Origin of the sequence: Magnetospirillum fulvum MGU-K5, assembly GCF_000442515.1 — a bacterium.
Classification (GTDB): domain Bacteria; phylum Pseudomonadota; class Alphaproteobacteria; order Rhodospirillales; family Magnetospirillaceae; genus Phaeospirillum; species Phaeospirillum fulvum_B.
This window is the reverse complement of sequence record NZ_AQPH01000004.1, coordinates 20311-43646: the sequence shown is the minus strand read 5'-3', so window position 1 is coordinate 43646 and position 23336 is coordinate 20311. Positions and strand designations below refer to the sequence as shown.

23 protein-coding genes are annotated in these 23336 nt (G+C 65.7%); 18 read left to right on the top strand and 5 right to left on the bottom strand.

Features of this window, described 5'->3' with window-relative positions:
* Positions 1-199: 199 nt before the first annotated feature.
* The 6 genes from K678_RS01985 to recN all read left to right on the top strand — a co-directional run bounded on the left by K678_RS01985 (position 200) and on the right by recN (position 8327).
* Entirely contained in the window at positions 200-1432 is a 1233-nt protein-coding gene (locus K678_RS01985) for an LL-diaminopimelate aminotransferase (RefSeq protein ID WP_021130784.1), read from the top strand.
* A complete protein-coding gene (locus K678_RS01980; RefSeq protein ID WP_021130783.1) occupies positions 1429-2721 on the top strand; it encodes a homoserine dehydrogenase in 1293 nt (430 codons plus the stop codon). Before K678_RS01985 ends, K678_RS01980 begins: the two co-directional genes overlap by 4 nt.
* A 48-nt stretch (positions 2722-2769) precedes the next feature.
* Positions 2770-3762 carry a class II fructose-bisphosphatase gene (gene glpX, locus K678_RS01975; RefSeq protein WP_021130782.1) on the top strand — a complete coding sequence of 331 codons (993 nt, stop codon included), beginning with the start codon at positions 2770-2772 and terminating at the stop codon, positions 3760-3762.
* Entirely contained in the window at positions 3759-5537 is a 1779-nt protein-coding gene (gene recJ / locus K678_RS01970) for a single-stranded-DNA-specific exonuclease RecJ (protein ID WP_021130781.1), read from the top strand. The genes glpX and recJ overlap by 4 nt, the downstream gene beginning before the upstream one ends.
* A 188-nt stretch (positions 5538-5725) precedes the next feature.
* The gene (locus tag K678_RS01965; RefSeq protein WP_021130780.1) at positions 5726-6652 is read left to right on the top strand and encodes an outer membrane protein assembly factor BamD; all 927 of its coding nucleotides are present in this window, start codon (positions 5726-5728) and stop codon (positions 6650-6652) included.
* 4 nt (positions 6653-6656) lie between these two features.
* Complete coding sequence (gene recN / locus K678_RS01960) at positions 6657-8327, top strand: DNA repair protein RecN (protein ID WP_021130779.1); 1671 nt, start codon at positions 6657-6659, stop codon at positions 8325-8327.
* Positions 8328-8347: 20 nt separating this feature from the next.
* Here the strand turns inward: recN and K678_RS01955 are convergent, their stop codons facing one another.
* On the bottom strand, positions 8348-8713 hold the full coding sequence (locus K678_RS01955) for a response regulator (protein ID WP_039851840.1): 366 nt from the start codon (positions 8711-8713) through the stop codon (positions 8348-8350).
* Between the two features lie 242 nt (positions 8714-8955).
* Between K678_RS01955 and nadA the strand changes: the two genes are divergently transcribed.
* From nadA to dnaQ, 8 genes are all read left to right on the top strand, one after another.
* On the top strand, positions 8956-9975 hold the full coding sequence (gene nadA / locus K678_RS01950) for a quinolinate synthase NadA (RefSeq protein WP_021130777.1): 1020 nt from the start codon (positions 8956-8958) through the stop codon (positions 9973-9975).
* Positions 9965-10816: a carboxylating nicotinate-nucleotide diphosphorylase gene (nadC, locus tag K678_RS01945; RefSeq protein WP_021130776.1), complete on the top strand. Its 852-nt coding sequence runs from the start codon at positions 9965-9967 to the stop codon at positions 10814-10816. The genes nadA and nadC overlap by 11 nt, the downstream gene beginning before the upstream one ends.
* A 1-nt stretch (position 10817) precedes the next feature.
* On the top strand, positions 10818-12440 hold the full coding sequence (gene nadB, locus K678_RS01940) for an L-aspartate oxidase (protein WP_021130775.1): 1623 nt from the start codon (positions 10818-10820) through the stop codon (positions 12438-12440).
* Between the two features lie 5 nt (positions 12441-12445).
* Positions 12446-12832, top strand: a complete 387-nt coding sequence (locus K678_RS01935) for a cyclic nucleotide-binding domain-containing protein (protein WP_021130774.1) — start codon at positions 12446-12448, stop codon at positions 12830-12832.
* Between the two features lie 11 nt (positions 12833-12843).
* Positions 12844-13245 (top strand): hypothetical protein, encoded by a 402-nt coding sequence (locus K678_RS01930; RefSeq protein WP_021130773.1) that lies wholly within the window; start codon positions 12844-12846, stop codon positions 13243-13245.
* 276 nt (positions 13246-13521) lie between these two features.
* Positions 13522-15204: a sensor domain-containing diguanylate cyclase gene (locus tag K678_RS01925; RefSeq protein ID WP_231376187.1), complete on the top strand. Its 1683-nt coding sequence runs from the start codon at positions 13522-13524 to the stop codon at positions 15202-15204.
* A gap of 9 nt (positions 15205-15213) precedes the next feature.
* Positions 15214-16497, top strand: a complete 1284-nt coding sequence (locus K678_RS01920; protein WP_021130771.1) for a DUF2336 domain-containing protein — start codon at positions 15214-15216, stop codon at positions 16495-16497.
* Between the two features lie 34 nt (positions 16498-16531).
* Positions 16532-17221: a DNA polymerase III subunit epsilon gene (gene dnaQ, locus K678_RS01915; protein WP_021130770.1), complete on the top strand. Its 690-nt coding sequence runs from the start codon at positions 16532-16534 to the stop codon at positions 17219-17221.
* 212 nt (positions 17222-17433) lie between these two features.
* Here the strand turns inward: dnaQ and secB are convergent, their stop codons facing one another.
* The gene (secB, locus tag K678_RS01905) at positions 17434-17898 is read right to left on the bottom strand and encodes a protein-export chaperone SecB (protein WP_021130769.1); all 465 of its coding nucleotides are present in this window, start codon (positions 17896-17898) and stop codon (positions 17434-17436) included.
* Between the two features lie 127 nt (positions 17899-18025).
* On the opposite strand from secB, the gene K678_RS01900 reads away from it, so the two are divergent.
* Positions 18026-18532 (top strand): mismatch-specific DNA-glycosylase, encoded by a 507-nt coding sequence (locus tag K678_RS01900; RefSeq protein ID WP_021130768.1) that lies wholly within the window; start codon positions 18026-18028, stop codon positions 18530-18532.
* Here K678_RS01900 and K678_RS17505 read toward each other — a convergent pair.
* Entirely contained in the window at positions 18529-18945 is a 417-nt protein-coding gene (locus K678_RS17505; protein WP_021130767.1) for a hypothetical protein, read from the bottom strand. The two genes, K678_RS01900 and K678_RS17505, sit on opposite strands and share 4 nt — an antisense overlap.
* Complete coding sequence (locus K678_RS01890) at positions 18942-19634, bottom strand: EI24 domain-containing protein (protein ID WP_021130766.1); 693 nt, start codon at positions 19632-19634, stop codon at positions 18942-18944. Before K678_RS01890 ends, K678_RS17505 begins: the two co-directional genes overlap by 4 nt.
* 129 nt (positions 19635-19763) lie before the next feature.
* Here K678_RS01890 and K678_RS01885 point away from each other — a divergent pair, with 129 nt between their 5' ends.
* From K678_RS01885 to dapB, 3 genes are all read left to right on the top strand, one after another.
* Complete coding sequence (locus K678_RS01885) at positions 19764-20510, top strand: 3-deoxy-manno-octulosonate cytidylyltransferase (RefSeq protein ID WP_021130765.1); 747 nt, start codon at positions 19764-19766, stop codon at positions 20508-20510.
* Positions 20511-20521: 11 nt separating this feature from the next.
* Positions 20522-21391, top strand: a complete 870-nt coding sequence (locus K678_RS01880; RefSeq protein ID WP_021130764.1) for a prephenate dehydratase — start codon at positions 20522-20524, stop codon at positions 21389-21391.
* 96 nt (positions 21392-21487) lie between these two features.
* Complete coding sequence (gene dapB, locus K678_RS01875) at positions 21488-22285, top strand: 4-hydroxy-tetrahydrodipicolinate reductase (RefSeq protein WP_021130763.1); 798 nt, start codon at positions 21488-21490, stop codon at positions 22283-22285.
* Positions 22286-22318: 33 nt separating this feature from the next.
* Here the strand turns inward: dapB and K678_RS01870 are convergent, their stop codons facing one another.
* Positions 22319-23194 (bottom strand): glucosaminidase domain-containing protein, encoded by an 876-nt coding sequence (locus K678_RS01870; protein WP_021130762.1) that lies wholly within the window; start codon positions 23192-23194, stop codon positions 22319-22321.
* Between the last annotated feature and the right edge of the window lie 142 nt (positions 23195-23336).

Sequence of the window (23336 nt, the reverse complement as noted above, 5' to 3'; positions counted from 1 at the left end):
AGGCCGAACGGCAGGGTCGAGCAAGCCCGTTACCGCGCCAACCAGGGCGGGGCGAAAGCCGAATTGCGGCAATGATGTCATACGATTGACGGATGGGACGGCCAGAAAGCAGTCGATTCTTCGACCGCGCCGCGCTAAACATGACCCCTTTCCCGAGGCCACACGCGCCCCGTCCCGTCCGTCACCCGCAGGTTCGGCCATGAGCATCGAGCAGGATTTCCATCGTATTAAACGTCTTCCGCCCTATGTGTTCGCGGAGGTCAACGCGATGAAGGCCCGAGCTAGGGCCGCCGGTGACGACATCATCGATTTCGGGATGGGCAATCCCGACCAGCCGACGCCGCCGCACATCGTTGACAAGCTGATCGAGGCGGCGCGCAATCCCCGCGCCCACCGCTATTCGATGTCGCGCGGCATTCCCGGCCTCCGAAAGGCGCTATCCGGCTATTATCAGCGCCGCTTCAACGTCGATATCGACCCCGAATCCGAGGCGATTGTTACCCTGGGCTCGAAGGAAGGGCTGGCTAACCTCGCCAACGCGATCACCAGCCCCGGCGATATCGTGCTGGTGCCCAACCCCAGCTATCCGATCCACCCCTACGGCTTCATCATCGCGGGCGGCTCGTGCCGCTATGTCCCGGTGACCCCCGATGCCGAGTTCCTGAAGGCGCTCGACCGCGCCGTCCGCCACTCGGTGCCCAAGCCGATCGCGCTGGTGCTGAACTATCCCAGCAACCCCACCGCCTTGCTGGCCGATCTCGATTTTTACGGCCAAGTGGTCGAGTTCTGTCGTTTCCACAAGATCTGGATTTTGTCCGATCTGGCCTATTCCGAGATTTATTTCGACGTACCACCCCCGCCGTCGATCCTTCAGATTCCCGGCGCCAAGGACATCGCCGTCGAGTTCACCTCGATGAGCAAGACCTACAACATGCCGGGCTGGCGCATCGGCTTTGCCGCCGGCAACAAGACGCTGGTCGCCGCCCTGGCCCGGATCAAATCCTATCTCGATTACGGCGCGTTCACCCCGATCCAGGTCGCGGCCAGCGCTGCGCTGAACGGGCCGCAAGATTGCGTCGATGAAATCCGGGCGATGTACAAGGATCGCCGTGACGTGCTGATCGAAGGTCTGGCCGCCGCCGGGTGGGATATCCCCAGCCCCCAGGCGACGATGTTCGCCTGGGCCCCGATCCCGCCCGCCTTTGCCCATCTCGGTTCGCTTGAATTCTCGAAGCTTCTGATGCAGCACGCTCAGGTCGCGGTGGCGCCCGGCATCGGCTTCGGCGAATATGGCGACGGCTTCGTCCGCATCGGGCTGGTCGAAAACCGTCACCGCACCCGTCAGGCGGTGCGCAACATCAAGACTTTCCTCGCCAGCGCTGACACGCTGATCGAGTCCTCGGAAAAACAGCGCGCAGGAACCGACCGATGACGTCCTCTCCTCTGAAGATCGCGATCGCGGGCCTTGGCACCGTCGGCGGCGGCACCGTTGAGCTGTTGACCGAGCAGGCCGATCTGCTGGCCGGACGCGCCGGACGGCGGCTGGAGATCGTCGCCGCCTCGGCGCTGGAGCGCCCGGCCGGTCTGGCGCTCGACGGCGTGCAGTTCTATACCGACGCCCGCGTGCTGGCCCGCGAGGCCGAGTATGACGTGCTGGTCGAACTGATCGGCGGCGCCAGCGGCGTTGCCCTTGACGTCGTCCGCGCCGCGTTGGAACGCGGCAAGAGCGTCGTCACCGCCAACAAGGCGATGATCGCCCATCACGGCGTCGAACTGGCCCGTCTGGCCGAGCAGACCGGGGCCAATATCGGCTTCGAAGCCTCGGTCGGCGGCGGCATTCCGATCATCAAATCCCTGCGCGAAGGGCTGGCGGGCAACCACGTCACCACGGTGATGGGGATCCTCAACGGCACCTGCAATTTCATCTTGTCGACGATGCAGGACACCGGGCGCGATTTCGCCGACGTCCTGGCCGAAGCCCAGGCGCTGGGCTATGCCGAGGCCGATCCGACCTTCGACATCGACGGGATCGACACCGCCCACAAGCTGGCGATCCTGGCCAGCCTCGCCTTTGCGATGCCGGTCTCGATCGACGCGGTGACCTGCGAGGGTATCCGCCACGTCAGCGCGCTCGACATCCGCTATGCCCAGGAACTGGGCTATCGGATCAAGTTGCTGGGCGTCGCCTCGATCACCAGCGAAAAGGCGGTCGAGTGCCGGGTCTATCCGGCGATGGTGCCGCTCAGCTTCCCGCTGGCCCATGTCGAAGGCCCGTTCAACGCGATCGTTACCGAGGGCGATTTCGTCGGCCGCACCGTGCTGGAAGGCCGCGGTGCCGGAGCGCGCCCGACCGCCTCGGCGGTGGTTGCCGATCTGATGGACCTTGCCACTGGCCGCGTCGGCCCCACCTTTGGCGTTCCGGTCGACCGGCTGGAGCCGCGCCCGGCCGCCTCGCGCGGCACCGGCCGCAGCGCCTGGTACATCCGCCTGATGGTCAAGGACGAGCCCGGCGTGTTCGCCGACATCGCCGCCGCCTTGCGCGACGAGAAGGTCTCGATGGAACAGATCATCCAGCGTGGCCGCGCCCCCAACCAGACGGTGCCGGTGGTGATGACGGTCCACGAAACCGACGAAGCGGCGATGTTGCGCGCCGTGGCGCGGATCAACGGCCTGTCCTCGGTCGCCGAACCGCCGCGCCTGATCCGCATCGAGAAACTGTAACCGCCGATCCGCGACGAAGCGGAGACGATCCGGGAGAGCACGACCGACATGTCCGTCCACACCCAATTTACCCCGGTGTTGGACCGCAACCTCGCTCTTGAGGTGGTCCGCGTCACCGAAGCCAGCGCCCTTGCCGCCGCCCGCAGGACCGGGCGCGGTGACGAGAAAGCCGCCGACGAGGCCGCCTGTAGCGCGATGCGTCGTGCCCTCAACGGCGTGTCGATGACCGGCGTCATCGTCAATGGCGAGGGCGAGGACGACGCCCAGCCGCTGCATACCGGCGAAAAGGTCGGCACTGGCAAGGGACCGAAGATCGACATCGTGCTGACCGCGCTGGAAGGCCGCTCGATCTGCGCCCGGGGCGCCAGCAACGCGCTGTCGGTGGTGGCGATGACCGAAGAGGGCTCGTTCCTCAAGGTACCGCAGCACACCTATATGGAAAAGCTGGCGGTCGGCCCCGGTCTGCCGCCCGGCGTGATCGATCTCGATTCGACGCCCGAAGAAAATTTGGCCCGGATCGCCGCCGCCCGGAAGGTCGAGATCGCCGATCTCACCGTCAGCATTCTCGACCGCCCCCGCCATGTCGATCTGATCGACCGGGTCCTGGTCGCCGGGGCGCGGGTGATGCTGTTCGACGATGGCGACGTCTCGGGCGCGCTGGCGACCGGCCTGCCTGACACCGGGATCGACGTCTATATGGGCTCGGGCGGTGCGGCCCAGGGCGTTCTCGCCGCCGCCGGGCTGAAATGCCTGGGCGGGCAGATGCAATGCCGCCTGCTGATGCGCTCGGAAGCCGACCATGCCCAGGCCCGCCGCGCCGGGATCGCCGATCCCCGCCGTAAGTGGGACATCGACGACATGGTCAAGGGCGAGGTGATGTTCGCCGCCACCGGGATCACCGATGGCCACGTCCTCAAAGGGGCGCGTCTGCTTCCCGGCAACCGGGCGATCAGCCATTCTCTGGTGATGCGCTCGCTGTCGGGCACCATCCGCTATCTGACGGTGCAGCACGACCTGACCCGAGGTCTGCTCGCGTTATGAGCGCCGCCCCGGGCGACGCCTTTCTTGGCGTCGAGCGCTCCCTGACCGGGCGGCGCTGGCAGGCCCGTCCCGGTGACGGCCGCGTCGCCCAGGCTTTGTCGCAGCGTCTGGGGCTGCCCGAACTGGTCGGCCGCGTCCTGGCGGCGCGCGGCATCGGCCTTGACGAGGCGGAAGCCTTCCTGTCTCCCACCCTGCGCGACCTGCTGCCCGATCCGGGCCACCTCCGCGACATGGACAAGGCGGTCGCCCGGCTGGCCCAGGCAGTGCAGGCGGGCGAGACGATCGGCATTTTCGGCGATTACGACGTCGACGGCGCCACCTCGACCGCCGTTCTGACCCTCTATCTCGAAGCGGCGGGAGCGCGGGTGCTGACCCACATTCCCGACCGGGTGGTCGAGGGTTATGGCCCCAATGCCCCGGCGCTGGCGCGGATGCAGGCCGAAGGGGCCCGACTGGTGATCACCGTCGATTGCGGCACCACCGCCTTTGCCGCACTGGAAGCCGCCGCCGCCGCCGGGCAGGAGGTGATCGTCGTCGATCACCATGTCGCCGAATCCAGCCTGCCCCCCGCCTTGGCGGTGATCAATCCCAACCGCCTGGACGAAGACAGCCCGCACCGCCACCTTGCCGCCGTCGGTGTCTCGTTCCTGTTGGCGGTGGGGCTGAACCGCGCCCTCAAACAAGCGGGCTGGTTTTCGACCCGGCCCGCGCCCGATCTGCTGCGCTGGCTCGATCTGGTCGCGCTCGGCACCGTCTGCGACGTCGTGCCGCTGGTCGGCGTCAATCGCGCCCTGGTCGCCCAGGGGCTGAAAGTGATGGGACGGCGCGGCAATGCCGGTCTGGCCGCCCTGTCCGACGTGGCCGGAGTGAAGGAACGCCCCGACGCCTATCATCTTGGCTATGTGCTGGGGCCACGGGTCAATGCCGGGGGCCGGGTCGGCGAAGCCGGGCTGGGAGCTCGGCTGATGACCACCACCGACACGATCGAGGCGGGCGACATCGCCCGGCGGCTCGACGGCTATAACAAGGACCGCCAGGAGATCGAGGCGGCGGTGCTGGCCGAGGCGATCGAGCAGGTCGAGACCCGCCCCGACGACGGTCTGCCCCTGCTGCTGGCGGCGGGCGAGGGCTGGCACCAGGGGGTGATCGGCATCGTCGCCGGACGGCTGAAGGAACGCTATGGCCGCCCCGCCTGCGTCATCGCGCTCGACGGCGACACCGGCAAGGGCTCGGGCCGCTCGGTGATCGGGCTTGATCTGGGAGCGGCAATCATCGCGGCGCGGCAGGCCGGGTTGCTGGTCGCCGGTGGCGGTCACGCGATGGCGGCGGGCTTCACCCTGGAACGCGACAAGCTAGAGCCGTTGCGCGCCTTTATCGCCGACCGGCTTCAGGCCCAACTGAGCGGGGAATTGGTGCCGCTGCTTGACCTCGACGGCGCGTTGGATGCCGGGGCCGCCTCGGTCGAGTTGATCGAGACCCTGGCTGGAATCGGCCCGTTCGGATCGGGCAACCCCGAACCGCTGTTCGCCGTCACCAACGCCCGCATCGTCCGGGCCGATGTGGTGGGATCGGGCCATGTCCGGCTGATCCTGACCGGAGCCGGGGGCAAGCGGTTAAAGGCGATCGCCTTCCGCGCCGCGGATTCCGAAATGGGTATGACCTTGCTGGGGTCGGCCGGGGCGTCGTTCCATCTGGCCGGAACCTTGCGCGTCGATAGCTGGCAAGGTGCCAACACCGCGCAATTGGTGGTGACCGACGCCGCCCTGGCCCGCTAACAGGCTGCGGAAAATTCCGCTTCGCGGTCGGGCGACGGCCCGAACCCGTTCGGAGACGCAGCCCCCGAATTTTGAGTTTTTCCGCACCCCGCTAAAAGCAACCCCGCTCTTCCCCCCCGGCGATGGCGTGGTATAGTTTCGCCGCCTCCGGCCTTGACGACCGCCCCCTCGCATCCGAACGAGCCCCCATGAGCCCAGCCGCCCTTTTCCCGCGTTTCGCATGCCGCCGTCTCCGGCTGGCCCAGGCGATGGGCCTCGGCCTGCTGATCCTTGTCGCCGGTTGCGCCGACAAGAAAGAAGAGTATGTCGAGAAGCCGGTCGAGGAGCTGTATAACGGCGCCATGGACCTGATGGACAAGAACGAGTACCAGCGGGCAGCCAAGCAGTTCGAGGAAGTCGAGCGCCAGCATCCCTACTCGGCCTGGGCGACCAAGGCGCAGTTGATGTCATCCTATGCGCTGTACGAGCGCAACAAATATGACGAGGCGCTGATCGGGCTGGACCGTTTCATTCAGCTCCATCCCGGCAACAAAGATGCCGCCTATGCCTATTACCTGAAGGGACTCTGCTATTACGAGCAGATTTCCGACGTCGGTCGTGACCAGAAGATGACCGAACAGGCGCTGAAAAGCCTTCAGGAAGTGGTGGATCGCTTCCCCGCCAGCCCTTATGCCCGTGACGCCCGGCTGAAAATCGACCTGTCGCGCGATCACATGGCGGGCAAGGAAATGTCGGTCGGCCGCTATTATCTCAACACCAAGCAATATCTGGCCGCGCTCAACCGCTTCAAGATCGTGACCGAGCAATTCCAGACCACCAGCCACGTCCCCGAGGCGCTGCACCGGATGGTTGAGATTTACACCATCCTCGGCCTTGACGACGAGGCGCGGCGCACCGCCGCCGTGCTGGGCCACAATTTCCCCGGCACCGATTGGTACCAGGACAGCTACGCGATCGCGGTCGAAGGCGACCACGACCCGTCGAAGAGCCTGCTGCAATCGAGTTGGACGGATTCCCTGGCCTTCTGGTCCGACGGCAAGAAAAAGGCACCGCCGCCCGGCGACGACCCGGCCAAGACCAGCGGCGGCTGGTTCAACTGGGCCAAGTTCTGGTAGGCAAATGCTGGCCTCGCTCGCCATCCGCGACATCGTCCTGATCGAGCGCCTCGATCTCGGCTTCGATCCCGGATTGTCGGTCTTCACCGGCGAAACCGGCGCGGGGAAATCGATCCTGCTCGATTCGCTCGGGCTGGCGCTGGGAGCGCGAGCCGAATCCGGACTGGTCCGCCATGGCGCGGCCCAGGGCAGCGTCATCGCCGAATTCGATCTGCCCGCCGACCATTCCGTCCGCACCCTGCTGACCGAACAGGACGTCGATAGCGGCGAAGGCGGCCCGGTGCTGCTGCGCCGGGTGTTGACCGCCGATGGCCGCTCGCGCGCCTATGTCAACGACCAGCCGGTCAGCATCACCTTGCTGCGGCGGATCGGGGCGCAATTGGTCGAAATTCACGGCCAGTTCGAAAGCCACGGCCTGCTCGATGCTTCGACCCATCTGGGGGTGCTCGACGCCTTTGCCGGACTGGACAAGACACGGGGCGCGGTCGCCGCCGCCTGGGATTCCTGGAGGGCTGCCCGCGCCGACCGCGCCGAGGCCGAAGCCGCCTTGGCCGAAGCCCGTGCCGAAGAAGAGACCCTGCGCGCCACCGTCGAGGATCTCGCCGGACTCGACCCCAAGCCGGGCGAGGAAGCCGAGCTGGCCCGCTCCCGCGCCATGCTGATGCAGGGCGAAAAGCTGATCGAGGCGATGAACGCCGCCCAGACCGCGCTGAACCGCAGCGGCGACGTCGAAGGCAGCCTGCGCAACGCCCGCCGCGCCCTGGAACGGGTCGCCGACCGCGCCGAAGGGCGGCTGGACCCGGTGATCGCCGCCCTGGACCGCGCTGCGATCGAAGCGGCCGAGGCGATTGGGCAGTTGGAACGGGTGTCGGCGGGAATCGATCTTGATCCCCGGCGGCTGGAAAAGGTCGAAGAGCGGCTGTTCGCCCTGCGCGCCGCCGCGCGACGCCACGGCATCGCCGTCGACGATCTGCCCGCGCTTCGCCAGCGCCTGACAAGGCGCCTGGAACAACTTGACGATGGCGGCGGCGATCTGGCCCGGCTGGCCCGCGCCGAAGAGGCGGCCCGCACCGCTTATGTCGAAGCCGCCCGCGCTTTGTCCAAGGCCCGGACCAAGGCCGCTCGCTCGCTTGACAAGGCGGTGGCGGCGGAACTGCCGCCGCTGAAGCTCGACAAAGCGACCTTTCACACCCTCGTCGCGGCGCAGGACGAAGCGCAATGGGGACCGGACGGACTGGATGCGGTTGGATTCGAAGTCGCCACCAATCCCGGCAGCCCGCCAGGGCCGCTCGGCCGCATCGCTTCGGGCGGCGAGCTTGCCCGCTTCATGCTGGCGTTAAAGGTGGTGCTGGCCCGGATTTCGCCCACCGCCACCATCGTCTTTGACGAGGTCGATGCCGGAATCGGCGGCGCGGTCGCGGCAGCGGTGGGGGAACGGCTGGGCCGTCTCGCCGCCGAATTGCAGGTGCTGGTGGTGACCCATTCGCCCCAGGTCGCGGCACGCGGGGCTCATCATTTCCGCGTCGCCAAGCGTAGTTCCGGCTCCACCACAGTGACCGGGGTCGATATTCTGTCCCCCGAGGCACGGCGCGAGGAAATCGCCCGGATGCTGGCGGGCGAGACCGTCACCGATCAGGCCCGCGCCGCCGCCGATTCGTTGATGACGAACGGGTAGGGGAAAAACCGACTCGGCCTTCAGGTCTTGAAGGAACGAGTCAGCAATTCCTGAAGCTGGCGGCCATTGACCGGCTTGTGCAGGATCGGCATCCCTTCGGACGCAGCCAGACGCAGACGATCCACCGTCACCGTGGTATCGCCGGTGACCACCACCCCGGGAATATCGGGGCCGAACGCCTGACGGACCCGCTCGATCGCCTCGGTTCCGGTCTGGCCGTCGCGGAGACGGAAATCGGCCAGGATGAAACCGGGCGGCATCGATCCAGCCTCCAGCATCCCCAACGCTTCGTCGGCGGATTGGGCGGCGATCACGACATAGCCCCAGCTTTCGAACAGCATCTGGTAACCGGCAAGGACGATTGCCTCGTCCTCAATGACGACCACCAGGCGAACCCCGGGGCCAGGACCACCGGGGCCGGCGATTTCATTGCCGAGCGCAGACACCTTCAAGGTCTCCCCAGGAGATTTGAGTTAACATCATGTGGGAAAGCAGGGGCCAGAGAAAACATGCCTATGGGCATAGTTCATTCGCATGAGGGTTGCGTACCCTACCAAAAATGCCCTTATACTTGCCGCCCTTGACCGCACACGGGGCTAAATTAGCCCCCGGGAGACGCCAACCCGAGATGACCGACACCATCGTCCTGCCGCCCGCCGGGGCGAAGACAGAGCGCGACATCGATCCTTCGCTGGACCTTGTCGCCGAAATCAACCGTTTGCGACGCGAGCGCAACGCGGTCATTCTGGCTCATTATTACCAGGATGGCGAGATTCAGGATCTGGCCGATTTCGTCGGCGATTCGCTTGACCTGTCGCGCAAAGCCGCCGCCACCGACGCCGACGTTATCGTCTTTTGCGGCGTCCGCTTCATGGGCGAGGTGGCGAAGATCCTGTCACCCACCAAGACAGTGCTGATCCCCGACGCCGAAGCGGGCTGTTCGCTGGAAGAATCCTGTCGGCCCGAAGCGTTCCGCGCTTTCCGCGAACGCCACCCCGACCATATCGCCGTCACCTACATCAATTGCTCGGCCGAGATCAAAGCGCTGTCCGACGTGATCGTCACCTCGTCGAATGCCGAGGCGATCTTGCGCCAGCTTCCCGCCGACCGGCCGATCCTGTTCGCCCCCGACCGCCATCTCGGCAGCTATCTCGCCCGCATCTCGGGGCGCGAGATGACGCTGTGGCCGGGCAGTTGCATCATTCATGAGCAGTTTTCCGAACGCGAGTTGGTCAAGTTGAAGGTGCGCCACCCCAACGCCCTGGTCGCCGCCCATCCGGAATGCCCCGAGGCGGTGTTGCTCCATGCCGACCATGTCGGGTCGACCCGCGCCATTCTCGATTATGTGCTGGCCAGCGACCGCGATGAGTTCATCATCGCCACCGAGCAGCACATCATCCACCAGATGACCAAGGCCGCGCCGCACAAGACCTTCCTGCCCGCGCCGGGAGCCGATGGCGGCTGTTCCTGCTCGAACTGTCCGTTCATGGCGCTGAACACGCTGGAAAAGATCTATCTTTGCCTCGTCAACGACGCCCCGGCGATCACCGTGCCCGAGTCGTTGCGGCTGGAGGCGCTGAAACCGCTGGAGAAAATGCTGGAGATGAGCCGGTCGGTGCCGATGTCGGGGAACGCCCATGCCTCCTGAAATCGATTGGGATGACGCCCGGCGGGTGATTGATGCCGCCTTGGCCGAGGATACCGGCGCGGACAAGGGCGGCCCCGGTGCCGATATCACTTCGACGCTGGTGATCCCGGCCGATCTGCGCTTCAAAGGCGTGATGCAGGCCCGCCACGCGATGGTTGTCGCCGGTCTGCCGGTCGCCGAAGAATCGTTTCGCCGGGTGGTGCCCGACGCCCGCTTCACTCCTCGCGTCGCCGATGGCGACCGGGTCGCGGCCGGAACCGTGCTGGCCGAGATTGAGGGACCGGCGCGCGGGCTGCTGACCGCCGAGCGCACCGCTCTTAACCTGTTGCAGCTTCTGTCCGGCATCGCCACCGAGACGGCGCGCTATGTCGAGCGGATCGCTGGAACCGGCTGCACCTTGCTCGATACCCGCAAGACCATTCCCGGCCTGCGGCGGCTGTCGAAATATGCCACCCGCTGCGGCGGCGCGACCAACCACCGGATGGGCCTGTTTGACGGCGTCCTGATTAAGGACAACCATATTGCCGTCTGTGGCGGGATCGGTGCGGCGGTGCGGCGGGCCAAGGCCGGCGGCGTCACCGTCGAGGCCGAATGCGACACCCTGGACCAGGTTGCCGAAGCGGTCGAGGCGGGGGCCGATATCGTTCTGCTCGACAACATGCCGCCCGATATCTTGCGCCAGGCGGTGGCGTTGGTGGCCGGACGGTGCGAAACCGAAGCGTCGGGCGGCGTGACGCTGGAGACGATCGGTGCCATCGCCGCGACCGGCGTCGATTATGTCTCGGTCGGTCGGATCACTCAATCGGCACCGGCTGTGGATATTGGCCTGGATTGGACCTGACATGAGCGAGATGGAAACAGCGCCCTTCGACCTTCTGGTAATCGGCTCGGGCGCGGCCGGGATGTCGGTGGCGCTGGGGTTGTTGGCGCTGCGTCCCACCGCGCGGGTCGGGGTGCTGTCGAAGACCGACCTGTCCGAAGGCAGCACCAAATATGCCCAGGGCGGCATCGCCGCAGTGTTGGACGCCACCGATTCGATCGAGGCCCATATCCGCGATACCCTGATTGCCGGTGGCGGTCTGTGCTACGAACCGGCGGTGCGGGCCGTCGTCGAAGGGGCTCCGGCGGCGATCCGCTGGCTGATCGCCAATGGCGTGATGTTCGACCACGAAGATGGTGGCCTTCACCTGACCCGCGAGGGCGGCCATTCCCACCGCCGCATCGTCCATTCCGCCGATGCCACCGGTCTGGCGGTTCAGACCAGCCTGGAATCCCGGCTGCGCGACAGCGGCGCGATCCTGTTCGAAAATCATAACGCTGTCGATCTGATTCGCGAGAAGCTTCCGCAGGGCCGTCAGGGCCGCTGCGTCGGGGCCTATGCGCTTGACCGCCGCGACGGGCGGGTCCACCGCTTTCCCGCCCGCTCGGTGCTGCTGGCCAGCGGCGGCGCGTCGAAGGTCTATCTCTATTCCTCGAACCCCGACGGGTCGACCGGCGACGGCATGGCGATGGCGTGGCGGGCGGGCTGCCGGGTCGCCAACCTGGAATTCAGCCAGTTTCACCCGACTTGCCTGTACCATCCCCGCGCCAAATCCTTCCTGGTCACCGAAGCGGTGCGGGGCGAGGGCGGGCGGCTGCTGCGCCCCGACGGGACCCGCTTCATGGACGAGTACGACCCGCGCGGCGAACTGGCACCGCGTGACATCGTCGCCCGCGCCATCGACGATGTGATGAAGCGTCTGGGCTGCGAGTGCGTCTATCTCGACATCAGCCACCGTCCGGCCGAGTTCATCACCCACCATTTCCCCACCGTCTATGCCGAGGCGCTGAAGTTCGGCTTTGACATGACCCGCGAGCCGCTGCCGGTGGTTCCGGCGGCGCACTATACCTGCGGTGGGGTAATGACTGACCTGTCCGGCCATACCGACGTCGACAATCTGTATGCAGTGGGCGAGGTGGCTTGCACCGGGCTGCATGGGGCCAACCGGATGGCCTCGAACTCGCTGCTGGAATGCCTGGTGATCGGGGCCGCCGCCGCCCGCGACATCGCCGAGCGGCTGGACACCATCCCGCCGCCGCCGCCGCTGGCACCGTGGGACGAAACCTGGGTTACCGATTCCGACGAAGAGGTGGTGGTCGCCCACAATTGGGACGAACTGCGCCGCTTCATGTGGGATTACGTCGGCATCGTCCGTTCGACCAAGCGGCTGGAGCGGGCCCGTCACCGGGTCAAGCTGCTGCTGAACGAGATCGGCGATTATTACGGCAGCTTCCGCGTTACCAGCGATCTGCTTGAGCTGCGCAACCTCGCGATGGTCGCCGACCTGATCATCCGCTCGGCCTTGGCCCGGCGCGAGAGCCGGGGTCTGCATTACACCATCGATTTCCCCACCCTCGACACCGTCGCCCCGCCGCAAAACACCATCCTGGTCCCCAAGACCTTCGCCATCCGCCGGGTGGGCTGAGCGCGATGGCACCGCGCCGCCTCGTCTTCCCGCCCGGCACGGTGATCTTCACCGAAGGTGAGGCCGGGACCACCGCCTTTGTCGTCGAACTCGGCAAGGTGCGGATCTACAAGACCCGCGAGGGCCGCCAGATTGAACTGGGCGAGGTTCGACGCGGCGGCATTTTCGGCGAGATGGCGCTGATCGACGATCAGCCCCGGATGGCAACCGCCGAGGCGGTCGAGGAAACCACCTGTGTGCTGATCCCCAAGGATCGGCTGGCTGGTCAGCTTGAGCTTGCCCCCAAGGGGGTCAAGGTGATCGTCAACGCCCTGCTTGGCAATATCCGCGCCATGGGGGCCGAACTGGCCGAAGCCGCTCTGCTGCTCGCCCAGTACGACAAGAAGCCGTAAAGGAAATCCCGATGCGCCGCCGCACCTTCGTCCTCGCCGCCCTGGCCGCCCTCAGTCCCCTCAGCCTCCGCGCCGAGGAGAAAAAGGAAAAGAAAAACGACCGCCTGCCGGTTCCCGGCAAGGGCGAGCGCTATGTCCGCCTGCCCACCATCGCGCTGGAACTGTACGACAAGGCCGGGCAATACCACATGTCGTCGATCGACCTGATTCTTCTGGTTCCCGAGGAAGCGAAGTTTTCGGAAAAGCACCTGTCCGACAAGATGCGGATGGCCTTCAACGTCATTCCTTACGACGAATACGCCCAGGCCAATCCGGCACCGATGGTGAAATCGCTGGCGCTCGAAATCGCCCGCAAGGAACCGGGCAGCGAGAATACCCGCGACGTGCTGATCTCGAAAATGCTGTTCCGCTAACCCACTCCGGCGCGGCGCGAGCGTGGGGAAGAGTTGGCGGCGAACGCGTTTCAATGGAATCGGAATACGGTCAACATCGTGGTTCAGGCGAAGACGACACCTCACACAAAAAGTCCGCCTGAGCAATAATTCACAATCGTAAAATCAGATTGCCCGCTTTTGACCATAGGGATCATGAGGGGCGGAAGACGGCATCGCCATAGTCAAGGGGGTCGTTTCCCGGCCTTGCCTATGGTATGTATCGGGTCTGTCGGGGACTATCCTGGATTTGCTGACATGGTGGCACGCGACCACAATCCACGCGGCGGATCGTCACACGGGGGACAGCTTGCTTTGTCCCTGGGAGCGGACGGGCTGTCCGCGTTTCCCGGGCCAGCGGTTGTCCTGGATGCCCACGGATCGGTGATTGCCAGCAATGGACGCGGCGAGGGATTGGCCGCCGCCGTCACCCAGGGACGGATCGCCTGCCTGTCCGATCTGCTGTCAATGCCGGGAACCACCTCGCTTGAATGCCTGCCCCTGGCGGGCGGCGGCGCTTTGGTGTTCGATCTCGTCGCCCTGCCAGCCCAGAGCGGGCTATCGATTCTGCTGGGACGCGACGTAACGCTGGAGCGCAATCTGCGCGCCGCTTTGGTTGAATCCCGGCAGCGTTATAAGGATCTGGTCGAAATCTCCAGCGACTTCGCCTGGGAGATCGGAGCCGATGGCCGCTTCGTTTTCGTCAGTCCCAAGGGGGCGCTGGGCCATGCCGCCGACGAACTGATCGGCCGCCGTCCCGCCGAATTCGTCGTTCAGGATAATTCCCCCGCCGCCGCCAACCCGTTCGAAGCCAATGGCCCGATCGAGGATGTCGAGGTGTGGATGCGCCAAAGCGACGGGGCTCAGGTCTGCGTGCTGATTTCGGCGATGCCGCTGCACGGTGATACGGGCGAGTGGCGCGGCACCCGTGGGGTCTGCCGCGACGTAACCCAGGAACGACTGCGCGATGCCGCCTTGTCGCGCGCCAACGCCCGCGAACGGCTGCTCAGTTATATCGTCCGCACCATTCGCGACGAGGTCGAACCGGCCGGTATGCTGCAAGCCGCAGCCGAAGCCACCGCCCGCGCCCTGGGCGCGTCGGGATGCCAGATCTTCCGCCTGCGGCCCGAGGATGGCGGCTTTTCCCTGGCCGCAGCGTTCGGCGAGGCGGGGCCAGAGCAAATCGTGCTCGAATCCCTGGCCGATTCCGATCATTTCGATAACGATCACGAGAGCTGGCGGGTGCTGGCGACGGTGTGCCGCTATCGCCATTCGGTCAATGGTGCAGTTCTGCTGTGGCGGACGGCGGAGCGCGCCGCCTGGGGCGACGATGACCGCCTGCTGATCGACGATGTCGCCAATCAGGTCGGGTTGGCCGCCGAGCAGATCGCCAATCACGAACGGGTGCTGAAATTGTCGCGGACCGATGGGCTGACCGGCCTGTTCAACCGCCGCGCCTTTTTCGAGGAGATCGCCCGCCGCTTCCAACGCCTGCTGCGCGAAGGCCGCCCGGCGGCGCTGATCTATGTCGATCTCGATAATTTCAAGGCGGTCAACGACGTCCACGGCCACCAGACCGGCGACCGCGCGTTGCTGGCGGTGCGCGACCTGATGGTCCAGCACACCCGGCCGACCGACCTGATCGCCCGGCTGGGCGGCGATGAATTCGCCATCTGGCTGGAAGCCGCCGAGGAAAAGATCGCGGTGCGCCGCTGCGAGGAATTGCTGACGGCGGGGGCTCAACTGGCCTGCTATTCCGGCAGCCCGGACAAGCCGTTGCTGTTCTCGCTGGGGGTCGCGGTCCATTCCGGCGGCGAGGCGGAAACGATCGAAGCCTTGATCGCCCGCGCCGACAAAGCAATGTACGAGGTCAAACGGGGAGGCAAGGGGGCCTGGCGGCTGGCACCGCCGTCGCCCGCAACGGTTCGGATCGGAGAGTAGAGGCGCATCGTGGCGGGATTCCTGAAGCGGCTGTTTGGTGGCGGCGCTCCCCCGATCGATTACGACCGGGCCAAGGATCTGGCCGCCCACCCCGATTCCAAAATCCGTTCCGATCTGGCCCGACGCGCGGATATCCGCCCCGAAATCCTCTATTTCCTCGCCGAGGATAGCGACCCCGTCGTCCGCCGTTCGGTCGCCGCCAACGATTCCGCTCCGCCCCAGGCCAATTTGCTGCTGGCCGCCGATTGCGATGATTCGGTTCGTGGCGATCTGGCCGCCAAGATCGCCCGGCTGGCCCCCGGCCTGTCCGCCCACGATCAGGACCGCCTGCGCCGCCTGACCTTCGAGGCGCTGGAGATCGTCGCCCGCGATCAGGTGCCGCGCATCCGGCAAATCCTGTCCGAGGCGTTGAAGGACGTCGCCAACGCCCCGCCCGAAGTGATCCGCCGTCTCGCCCGCGATGCCGAACTGGTGGTGGCCGGACCGATCCTGCGGTTCTCCCCGGTTCTCACCGACGAGGATCTGCTCGAGATCATCGGGGCGGGACCGATCCCCGGCGCACTGGCGGCGATCTCGCGCCGCGCCGGAATCAACACCCAGGTCTGTGACGCGATCGCCGCCACCGACGATACCGAAGCGATTGCCGTCCTGCTTGGCAATCCACTGGCACAAATCCGCGAAGAGACGCTGGACCGGCTGGTCCATCGCGCCGCCGACATCGAAGCCTGGCACCGTCCCTTCGTCGAACGGCCCAAACTTCCGGCGCGGGTGGCCCAGCGTCTGGCCCGGTTCGTCGCCGCCGATCTGCTCCGCACCCTGGCCGAGCGGGACGATCTTGAACCAGAAACCGCCTCGCTGGTGGCGCAGGCGGTGGAAAAGCGGATCGCCGAAGCCGCCGCCGCCTCGCCCGAGGCCAAGGCCGCCGACCGCAGCAAGGCCGAGCGCAACGAGGCAGAAGCCCGCGCCCTGGCCCTGAGGGACAGCGGGCAATTGACCGAAACGACGATCGACACCGCGCTGGCTTCGGGCGATTTGTCCTTTGTCACCGCCGCCCTGATCTTGCTGGCGCACTTGCCCGCCAAGAGCGTGACCAAGGTGATCGACACCCAAAGCGCCAAGGGCATCATTGCCGTCACCTGGAAAGCCGGTCTGTCCGCCGGACTGGCGTTGCAGCTTCAGACCCGGCTGTTGCGTCTGCCCGCGGCACGGGTGATCCCGCCCAACGGCGGCGATTTCCCGCTGACCATCCGGGAAATGGAGTGGCAACTCGAATTTTTCGGTGCCACCGAGTAGGGTTCCCCGTCCGCGTCCCCCTGGAGCGCCCCCGATGCGCGAAATTGTTCTCGATACCGAAACGACCGGCTTTGACCCGCTGTCCGGCCACCGTCTGGTCGAAATCGGCTGCGTCGAGTTATTCAACCACCTCCCCACCGGCGAGGTGTTCCACCGTTACGTCAATCCCGAGCGCGACATGCCGGAAGAGGCGTTCAAGGTCCACGGCCTGTCGGCGGCGTTTCTGGCCGACAAACCGCTATTCTCCGATATCGCCCAGTCCTTCCTCGACTTCATTGCCGACTCGACGCTGGTGATTCACAACGCCGAGTTCGACATGCGCTTCCTCAACGCCGAACTGGCGCGGATCGGGCGGCCGACCCTGCCGATGTCGCGGGCGATCGACACAGTGGCGATGGCGCGCAAACGGTTTCCCGGCGCCCAGGCCAATCTCGACGCGCTGTGCCGTCGCTTCGACATCGACAACACCCACCGCACCCAGCACGGAGCCTTGCTCGATTCCGAGCTGCTGGCCGAAGTCTATCTGCAATTGATCGGGGGACGTCAGCCCGGTCTTGAACTGGGCGTGCTCGACCGGCAAGGGGCGTCACGCGGCACCCCGGTCGTGCGGATCGCCCGCCCGGCCCGTCCGCACAGCGTCCCCGAAGCCGAGGCCGAGACCCATGCCGCCTTCATCGCCAAGCTGAAGAACCCGATCTGGACGCGGGACGGCACGAGCGAATAAGTGAATTTATACCAAGCTGCTCTTTGAGCCGCTTGGGTCTAGGCCCAAAGGGCCACGCGCCGCCCGACTTCGTCGGCAAACATATGTTGCACGCCGTTGCGTGCGTGGCGCGGAGCCAAGCGGCCCGGATGGGCCGCGCCCGGCGAATGAGGGGCTCGCGCGGATTAAATCTCTCTCCCCCGCGGGGGAGAGAGACAAACCCTTCGGACGGATCAGGCAGTGCCAGCGGCAGCCTGTTCCTCGAGACGGGTGCGGTAGAGTGCGACGAAATCGAGCGGCTGAAGCACCAGCGGCGGGAAGCCGCCATCGCGGGTCACGTCGGCGATGATGGCGCGGGCAAACGGGAACAGCAGACGCGGGCATTCGATCAGCAGGTAGGGAGCGATCTGATCCTCCGGCAGGTTCAGCGCGAACAACCCGGCGTAATCGAGTTCGACGATGAACAGCGCCTTGCCGCTGGTCCGCGCTTCGACACGCAGGCGCAAAACGACCTCGAACAGATTCTGCCCGACATTGCCCGCGCTGACATCGACCTGGATCGGAATTTCCGGAGCCTCACCCTGCGCTTCCAGGAACACCTGGGGAGCATTCGGAATTTCGAACGAAAGATCCTTGATGTACTGTCCGTGAATCTTCAGCGCCGGAGCATTCTCCGTCGGGTTTTGGGAATCGGTCATCTTCTTCTCCTGCGGATTGTGCGGGCCGACGCAACCGGCACAGTTCGGGTAGCACGGATCGCGGTCTCGTACAATACGAGCCACCACCTTATGCTACACTGTCTTTGTTCTGTCCCAATCGGTCGCGATGATTATCCCGGATTTGCTTACCGAGGGATTATCCCTCGTCCTGTGCGGCACCGCCCCCAGCCGAGCCTCGAAAGAGGCCGGGGCCTATTACGCCCATCCCGGCAACATCTTCTGGAAAACGCTGCACGCAATCGGTCTGACGCCGCATCAGCTCGAACCCGGTCAGTATCCGATGCTGACCCGCTTCGGCATCGGCCTGACCGACCTTAACAAAGTCGAATGGGGGGCGGATTCCGATCTCAGCCGCTCCGGCTTCGACGTGCCGTCTTTTACCGCCAAAATGCGTTGCTTCCGCCCCGGCCTGATCGCCTTTGACAGCAAATATGCCGCCGCGACTTATTTCGGCAAGAAAACGATCTCCTACGGCCTTCAGGCGGAAAGCCTGGACGGAATCCCGTTGCTGGTGGTTCCTTCGACCTCGGGGCGGGCGCGGGGCTATTTCGATCTCGCCCCCTGGCACGATTTGGCCGAGCGGGTCCGCGCCTTACGCCTTTCCGCCCCCTAATTCTCCCCGGCGCGGGCGGTCTGCACCGCCTTCAGACACTCGGCCTCGCCGATTTGTGCCCCGGACGGGCCGCGCACGGCGGCATACGACACCGTCACGCTTTTATTGGGCTGACGGTACAGAAACACGTCGAGCGAACAGGTGCGGGTGCGGTACTGCCAGATTTCGGCGGTCGCTTCGCTACGGCGTAAAGCGGGCGTGCCGAACCGTCGCTCGATATCGGCCTTGCTCAGTCCCTTCAGTTCCTCCAGCACGGTGGCGGCCGGACGGCCGGAGAAGCCGCCCCCCGACGCCCCGCCGGATCGATCCAGCCCGCCATCGCCGCCATCGCCGGGCGAGCGCGACGGCCCGCCGGCGCAGGCGGACAGCAACAAAGCCAGCCCGCCCAGAACGGCGGCACGCAACGGACTCATGCCGGCACCTGTTCCGGCGGCGGGGCGGGCGGCAGGGATTGGGCGACATGGACCATGAAGGCGGTGCCGAGCACCGGGGCGGCCAGATTGAGCAACGGCACCTGGAACAGGAAGTTGATCACCGCACCGCTCAGCCACAGCTTGGTGAAATGAAGATGGAGCTGGGCGCGGACCTGATCGGGGGTCAGACGCCGCCCCGCCACCAGTTCGTAATATTCACGCCCGAGCAGATAGCCGTTGACCAGATAATTGAGGATCAGCCCCAGGCCGAAGAACAGCAGGGCCAGATAGACCGGAGCCGCCAGCATCGTCACCGCGACCATCACCACCAGGAACCGGGTCGAGGAAACGAGAATTTCCCGCCAGCCCGGCCGACGCGACGGACCGAGATCGGGATAATGGCGGGATTCGACCACTTCGGCGATGTCTTCGAGAAAGAAGCTCATCACAAAGGTCGACAGCGCCGAGAAAAACAGCACCGGCACCACCACCCCGATCGCCCCCAGGGCAAAGCCGGTCCCGGCATCGGCCCAGGATTCGTCGAAGAAATGAGTGTGTTTCACCACCAAGGCGGCAACCACCGCCAACGTGGCCCAACAGGCCAGCGCGGACAGGATGCCGATGCGCAGCACCCGTCTCATCCGGGGGTCGCTCAATTGGGCGAAAGCCTTGAACAGGGCGGAAATCACGGCGGGGGGCCTTTCTGCTAGGGACGAAATGCAATTCAATCATGATCGTCGCACCCGGCCAAGCCTGTCGCAAAGCCGATCCGGTAAGGGTATGGTCTGGCCTTCGCTTCCGCCATCCGGACTTTCGCCATGACCGATTCCGTTCCGCTGATCGTGATCCCCGCCCGCCTGCACGCAACCCGTCTTCCGGGTAAGCCGCTGGCCGACATCCATGGCGTGCCGATGATCGTTCACGTCTGGCGCCGCGCCGTCGAGGCCGGTCTGGGTCCGGTTCTGGTCGCGGCGGGCGAGCCGGAAATCGCCGATGCGGTGCGCGCCCATGGCGGCGAAGCGGTGCTGACCGACCCCGATCATCCCTCCGGCTCCGACCGGGTGTGGGAGGCGGTGCAACGCTTCGACCCCACCGGGCGTCACGACGCGATCGTCAATCTTCAGGGCGATCTGCCCACCCTTGACCCGGCTCTGGTCAGCGCGGTGCTGGCCCCGCTGGCGGTGCCCGAGGTCGATCTCGCGACCCTGGTGGTCGAGATCGTCCGGCCCGAAGAACGCACCGATCCCAACGTCGTCAAGGCGGTCCTGGGCCTCGCACCCGGCCAGAAAATCGGCCGCGCCCTCTATTTCAGCCGCGCCACCGTCCCCGCCAATGACGGGCCGCTTTATCATCATCTCGGCATCTATGCCTATCGCCGCGCCGCGCTGGCCCGCTTCGTCGCCTTGCCTCCGGCGATTCTCGAACGACGGGAAAAGCTGGAACAATTACGCGCCCTTGAAAACGGCATGAGAATCGATGCCGCCCTGGTTGACACCGTTCCCCTCGGTGTCGATACTCCGGCCGATCTTGAGCGGGCCAGACACCTGCTTGCCGCGCATTCCTGAAAGCGGTGATGATGAACGACATTCCCGATCCCGGCTGCGCCATCGCCTTTCAAGGCGAGCCCGGCGCGTATTCGCACCTGTCTTGCCGCAATGCCTATCCGGGAATGGCGCCGCTCCCCTGCCGCACCTTCGAGGACGCCTTTGCCGCCGTCCGCGAGGGCCGCGCCCGCTATGCGATGATTCCGATCGAAAACTCGCTGGCCGGGCGGGTTGCCGACGTTCATCACCTGATCCCCTATGCCGGGCTGCACATCATCGCCGAGCATTACGAACGGATCAGCCACCATCTGCTCGGTATCCCCGGCGCGACGATTAACGATATCCGCACCGTCAAAAGCCACGTTCACGCTTTGGGACAGTGCCGCAATCTGGTCCGCGAACTGGGCCTGACCGCGATTGTCGGGGCCGACACCGCCGGAGCCGCTGCCGAAGTCGCCGCCCGCAAGGATCCGTCCTTTGCCGCGATCGCCTCGGAACTCGCCGCCGAAATCCACGGTCTGGTGTCGCTGCGCGCCCATATCGAGGATGCCGAGCACAACACCACCCGCTTTGTCGTGCTGGCCCGCGAAGCCCGCGAACCCAATCCCAACCTGCCCTGTGTCACCACGTTTGTGTTCCGGGTGCGTAACGTTGCCGCCGCTTTGTACAAGGCGCTGGGCGGCTTCGCCACCAACGGGATCAACATGACCCGGCTGGAAAGCTATATGGTCGGCGGCGAATTCGTTGCCACCCAGTTCTACGCCGACGTCGAGGGCCATCCCGCCTCGCACGCTTTGCGCACCGCGCTTGAGGAACTCGATTTCTTCAGCCACGAGGTCCGCATCCTCGGCGTTTATCCCCAGCACCCCTTCCGTATCCACAAGCGGTTTTCGTTCGAATAATCCGCCGATCCCACCTCGGGCCTGATCCCCTCTTCACGGAAGCGGGGATGTGATCTAAACCTGTCGTCAGGGCTTTTTTCAAAAGACGAGGATGACATGAAGATCGGGATCTGCGGCTGTGCCGGGCGGATGGGTCGGATGCTGATGGACTCGGTGCTGGACACCGATGGCTGTGACCTGTCCGGCGGGTCCGAGCGGAGCGGGTCGCCCACGATCGGCCGCGATCTGGGCACCTTGATCGGCCGCGATGCCCTGGGGCTGACTGCTTCCGACGATATCACCGCCTTGTTCGAGGCCTCGGACGCCCTGATCGACTTCACCGCTCCGGCGGCGACAGTGGCTCATGCCGCCCTGGCCGCCGAACACGGCAAGATTCTCGTTGTCGGCACCACCGGCCTGACCCCGGAAGACGAAAAGGCGCTGGCCGCCGCCGCCCAGCGCACGATTATCGTTCATGCCCCCAATTACAGCGTCGGCGTCACCCTGTTGACCGCGCTGACCGAACGCGCCGCCCAGGTTCTGGGTGATGATTTCGATATCGAAATTGTCGAGATGCACCACCGCCACAAGGTCGATGCCCCCAGCGGCACCGCGCTGGGTCTGGGCCGCGCTGCCGCCGCCGGGCGCAAGGTCGCGCTCGATCAGGTCTGGTGCAAAAGCCGCGATGGCCACACCGGAGCGCGTCGGCGGGGCGAAATCGGCTTTGCCACCCTGCGCGGCGGCGATGTCGTCGGCGATCACAGCGTGATCTTCGCCGCCGAGGGCGAGCGGGTCGAACTGACCCACAAGGCGTCAAGCCGGGCGATCTTTGCCCGCGGCGCGGTGCGGGCCGCCTTGTGGGCTGAGGGACGCGCTCCCGGCCTTTACACGATGCGCGACGTTCTCGGGCTGTAAGGCCACCGACCGGAAGCGCGTCCGCCCGTCACCCTATGGGGCAAAGCCCGCCGAGGCGAGCCTGACCGGCAACACCCGACCCAGTCGGGCGTTGTCGAGGGCGACGAGATCGTTGCGACGGATCAGCGAGCGGATCGTGCCGACATAGGCTTCGCCCCGTTCGGAATAAGCACGCAGCGCATCGGCCAATTGATGGCCGTCGGGCTGGTGCCCTTTGGCGCGGGCCTTCATCCGGGCCCGGCGCAGCCCGTCATAGGCGCGATGGGTGTTGAGATTGAGCAGATAGGCCCGCACCGCATCCTGCAACGACCCGAACTGGCGCATCCCGGTTTCGTCGCTGGCGGTATCCGCGGTATGGCCGAACAGGTTGCGGCTGCGGCGCACCAGACGCGAGGTGCCCCAGCCGGTTTCCTCGGCAGCCTGGGCCAACGCCAGAGACGGCGGCACGATGTCGACCCGGGCCAGCAGACGGTTCATATCGCCGTCTTCAACCTCATAACGCTCGGCCAGCGCCTTCAGCCACACCTGATCGGGATGGGTCAGCGATTGACGGGCCGCCTTGCGCGCCAGCAGCGACTGAAGCCGGGCGCGATCTTCGGCAATCTCTTCGTTCGCCGCCAGCACCAAGGGCAGCATCACCCGCAGGAACAGCGCCTTGCGGCTGTCGGGGTCGGGCATGTCATCAAGGTCGTGGGGAACCTGCGCCAGAAACAGCGGCGGAACCTCGGCGGTCCCGATCCGGATCGCATCGAGCTGATAGCCCATCCGGCGGAAAGCCCGATCCAACCGGGCAGCACTGGCGACGTCTTCGCCGCTCAATCCGACCGGCACCTCGGCGACAACAGCCGGGGCAGGGCGGACGGCCACATCGACCGGAGGCCGCGATCCCTGCAAAACCGTGGCGTACATCCCAACGGTTCCGCCGATCACGGCGCTTAGACAGAGTATTGAAAACAGCTTTGAACCGTGTGAACCGGTGGCCATGCCGGCTGCGCCTCCCTCATGTTGCACTGCAATATTAAGGTGTATATTAACGGCGTGTTTACAAAAG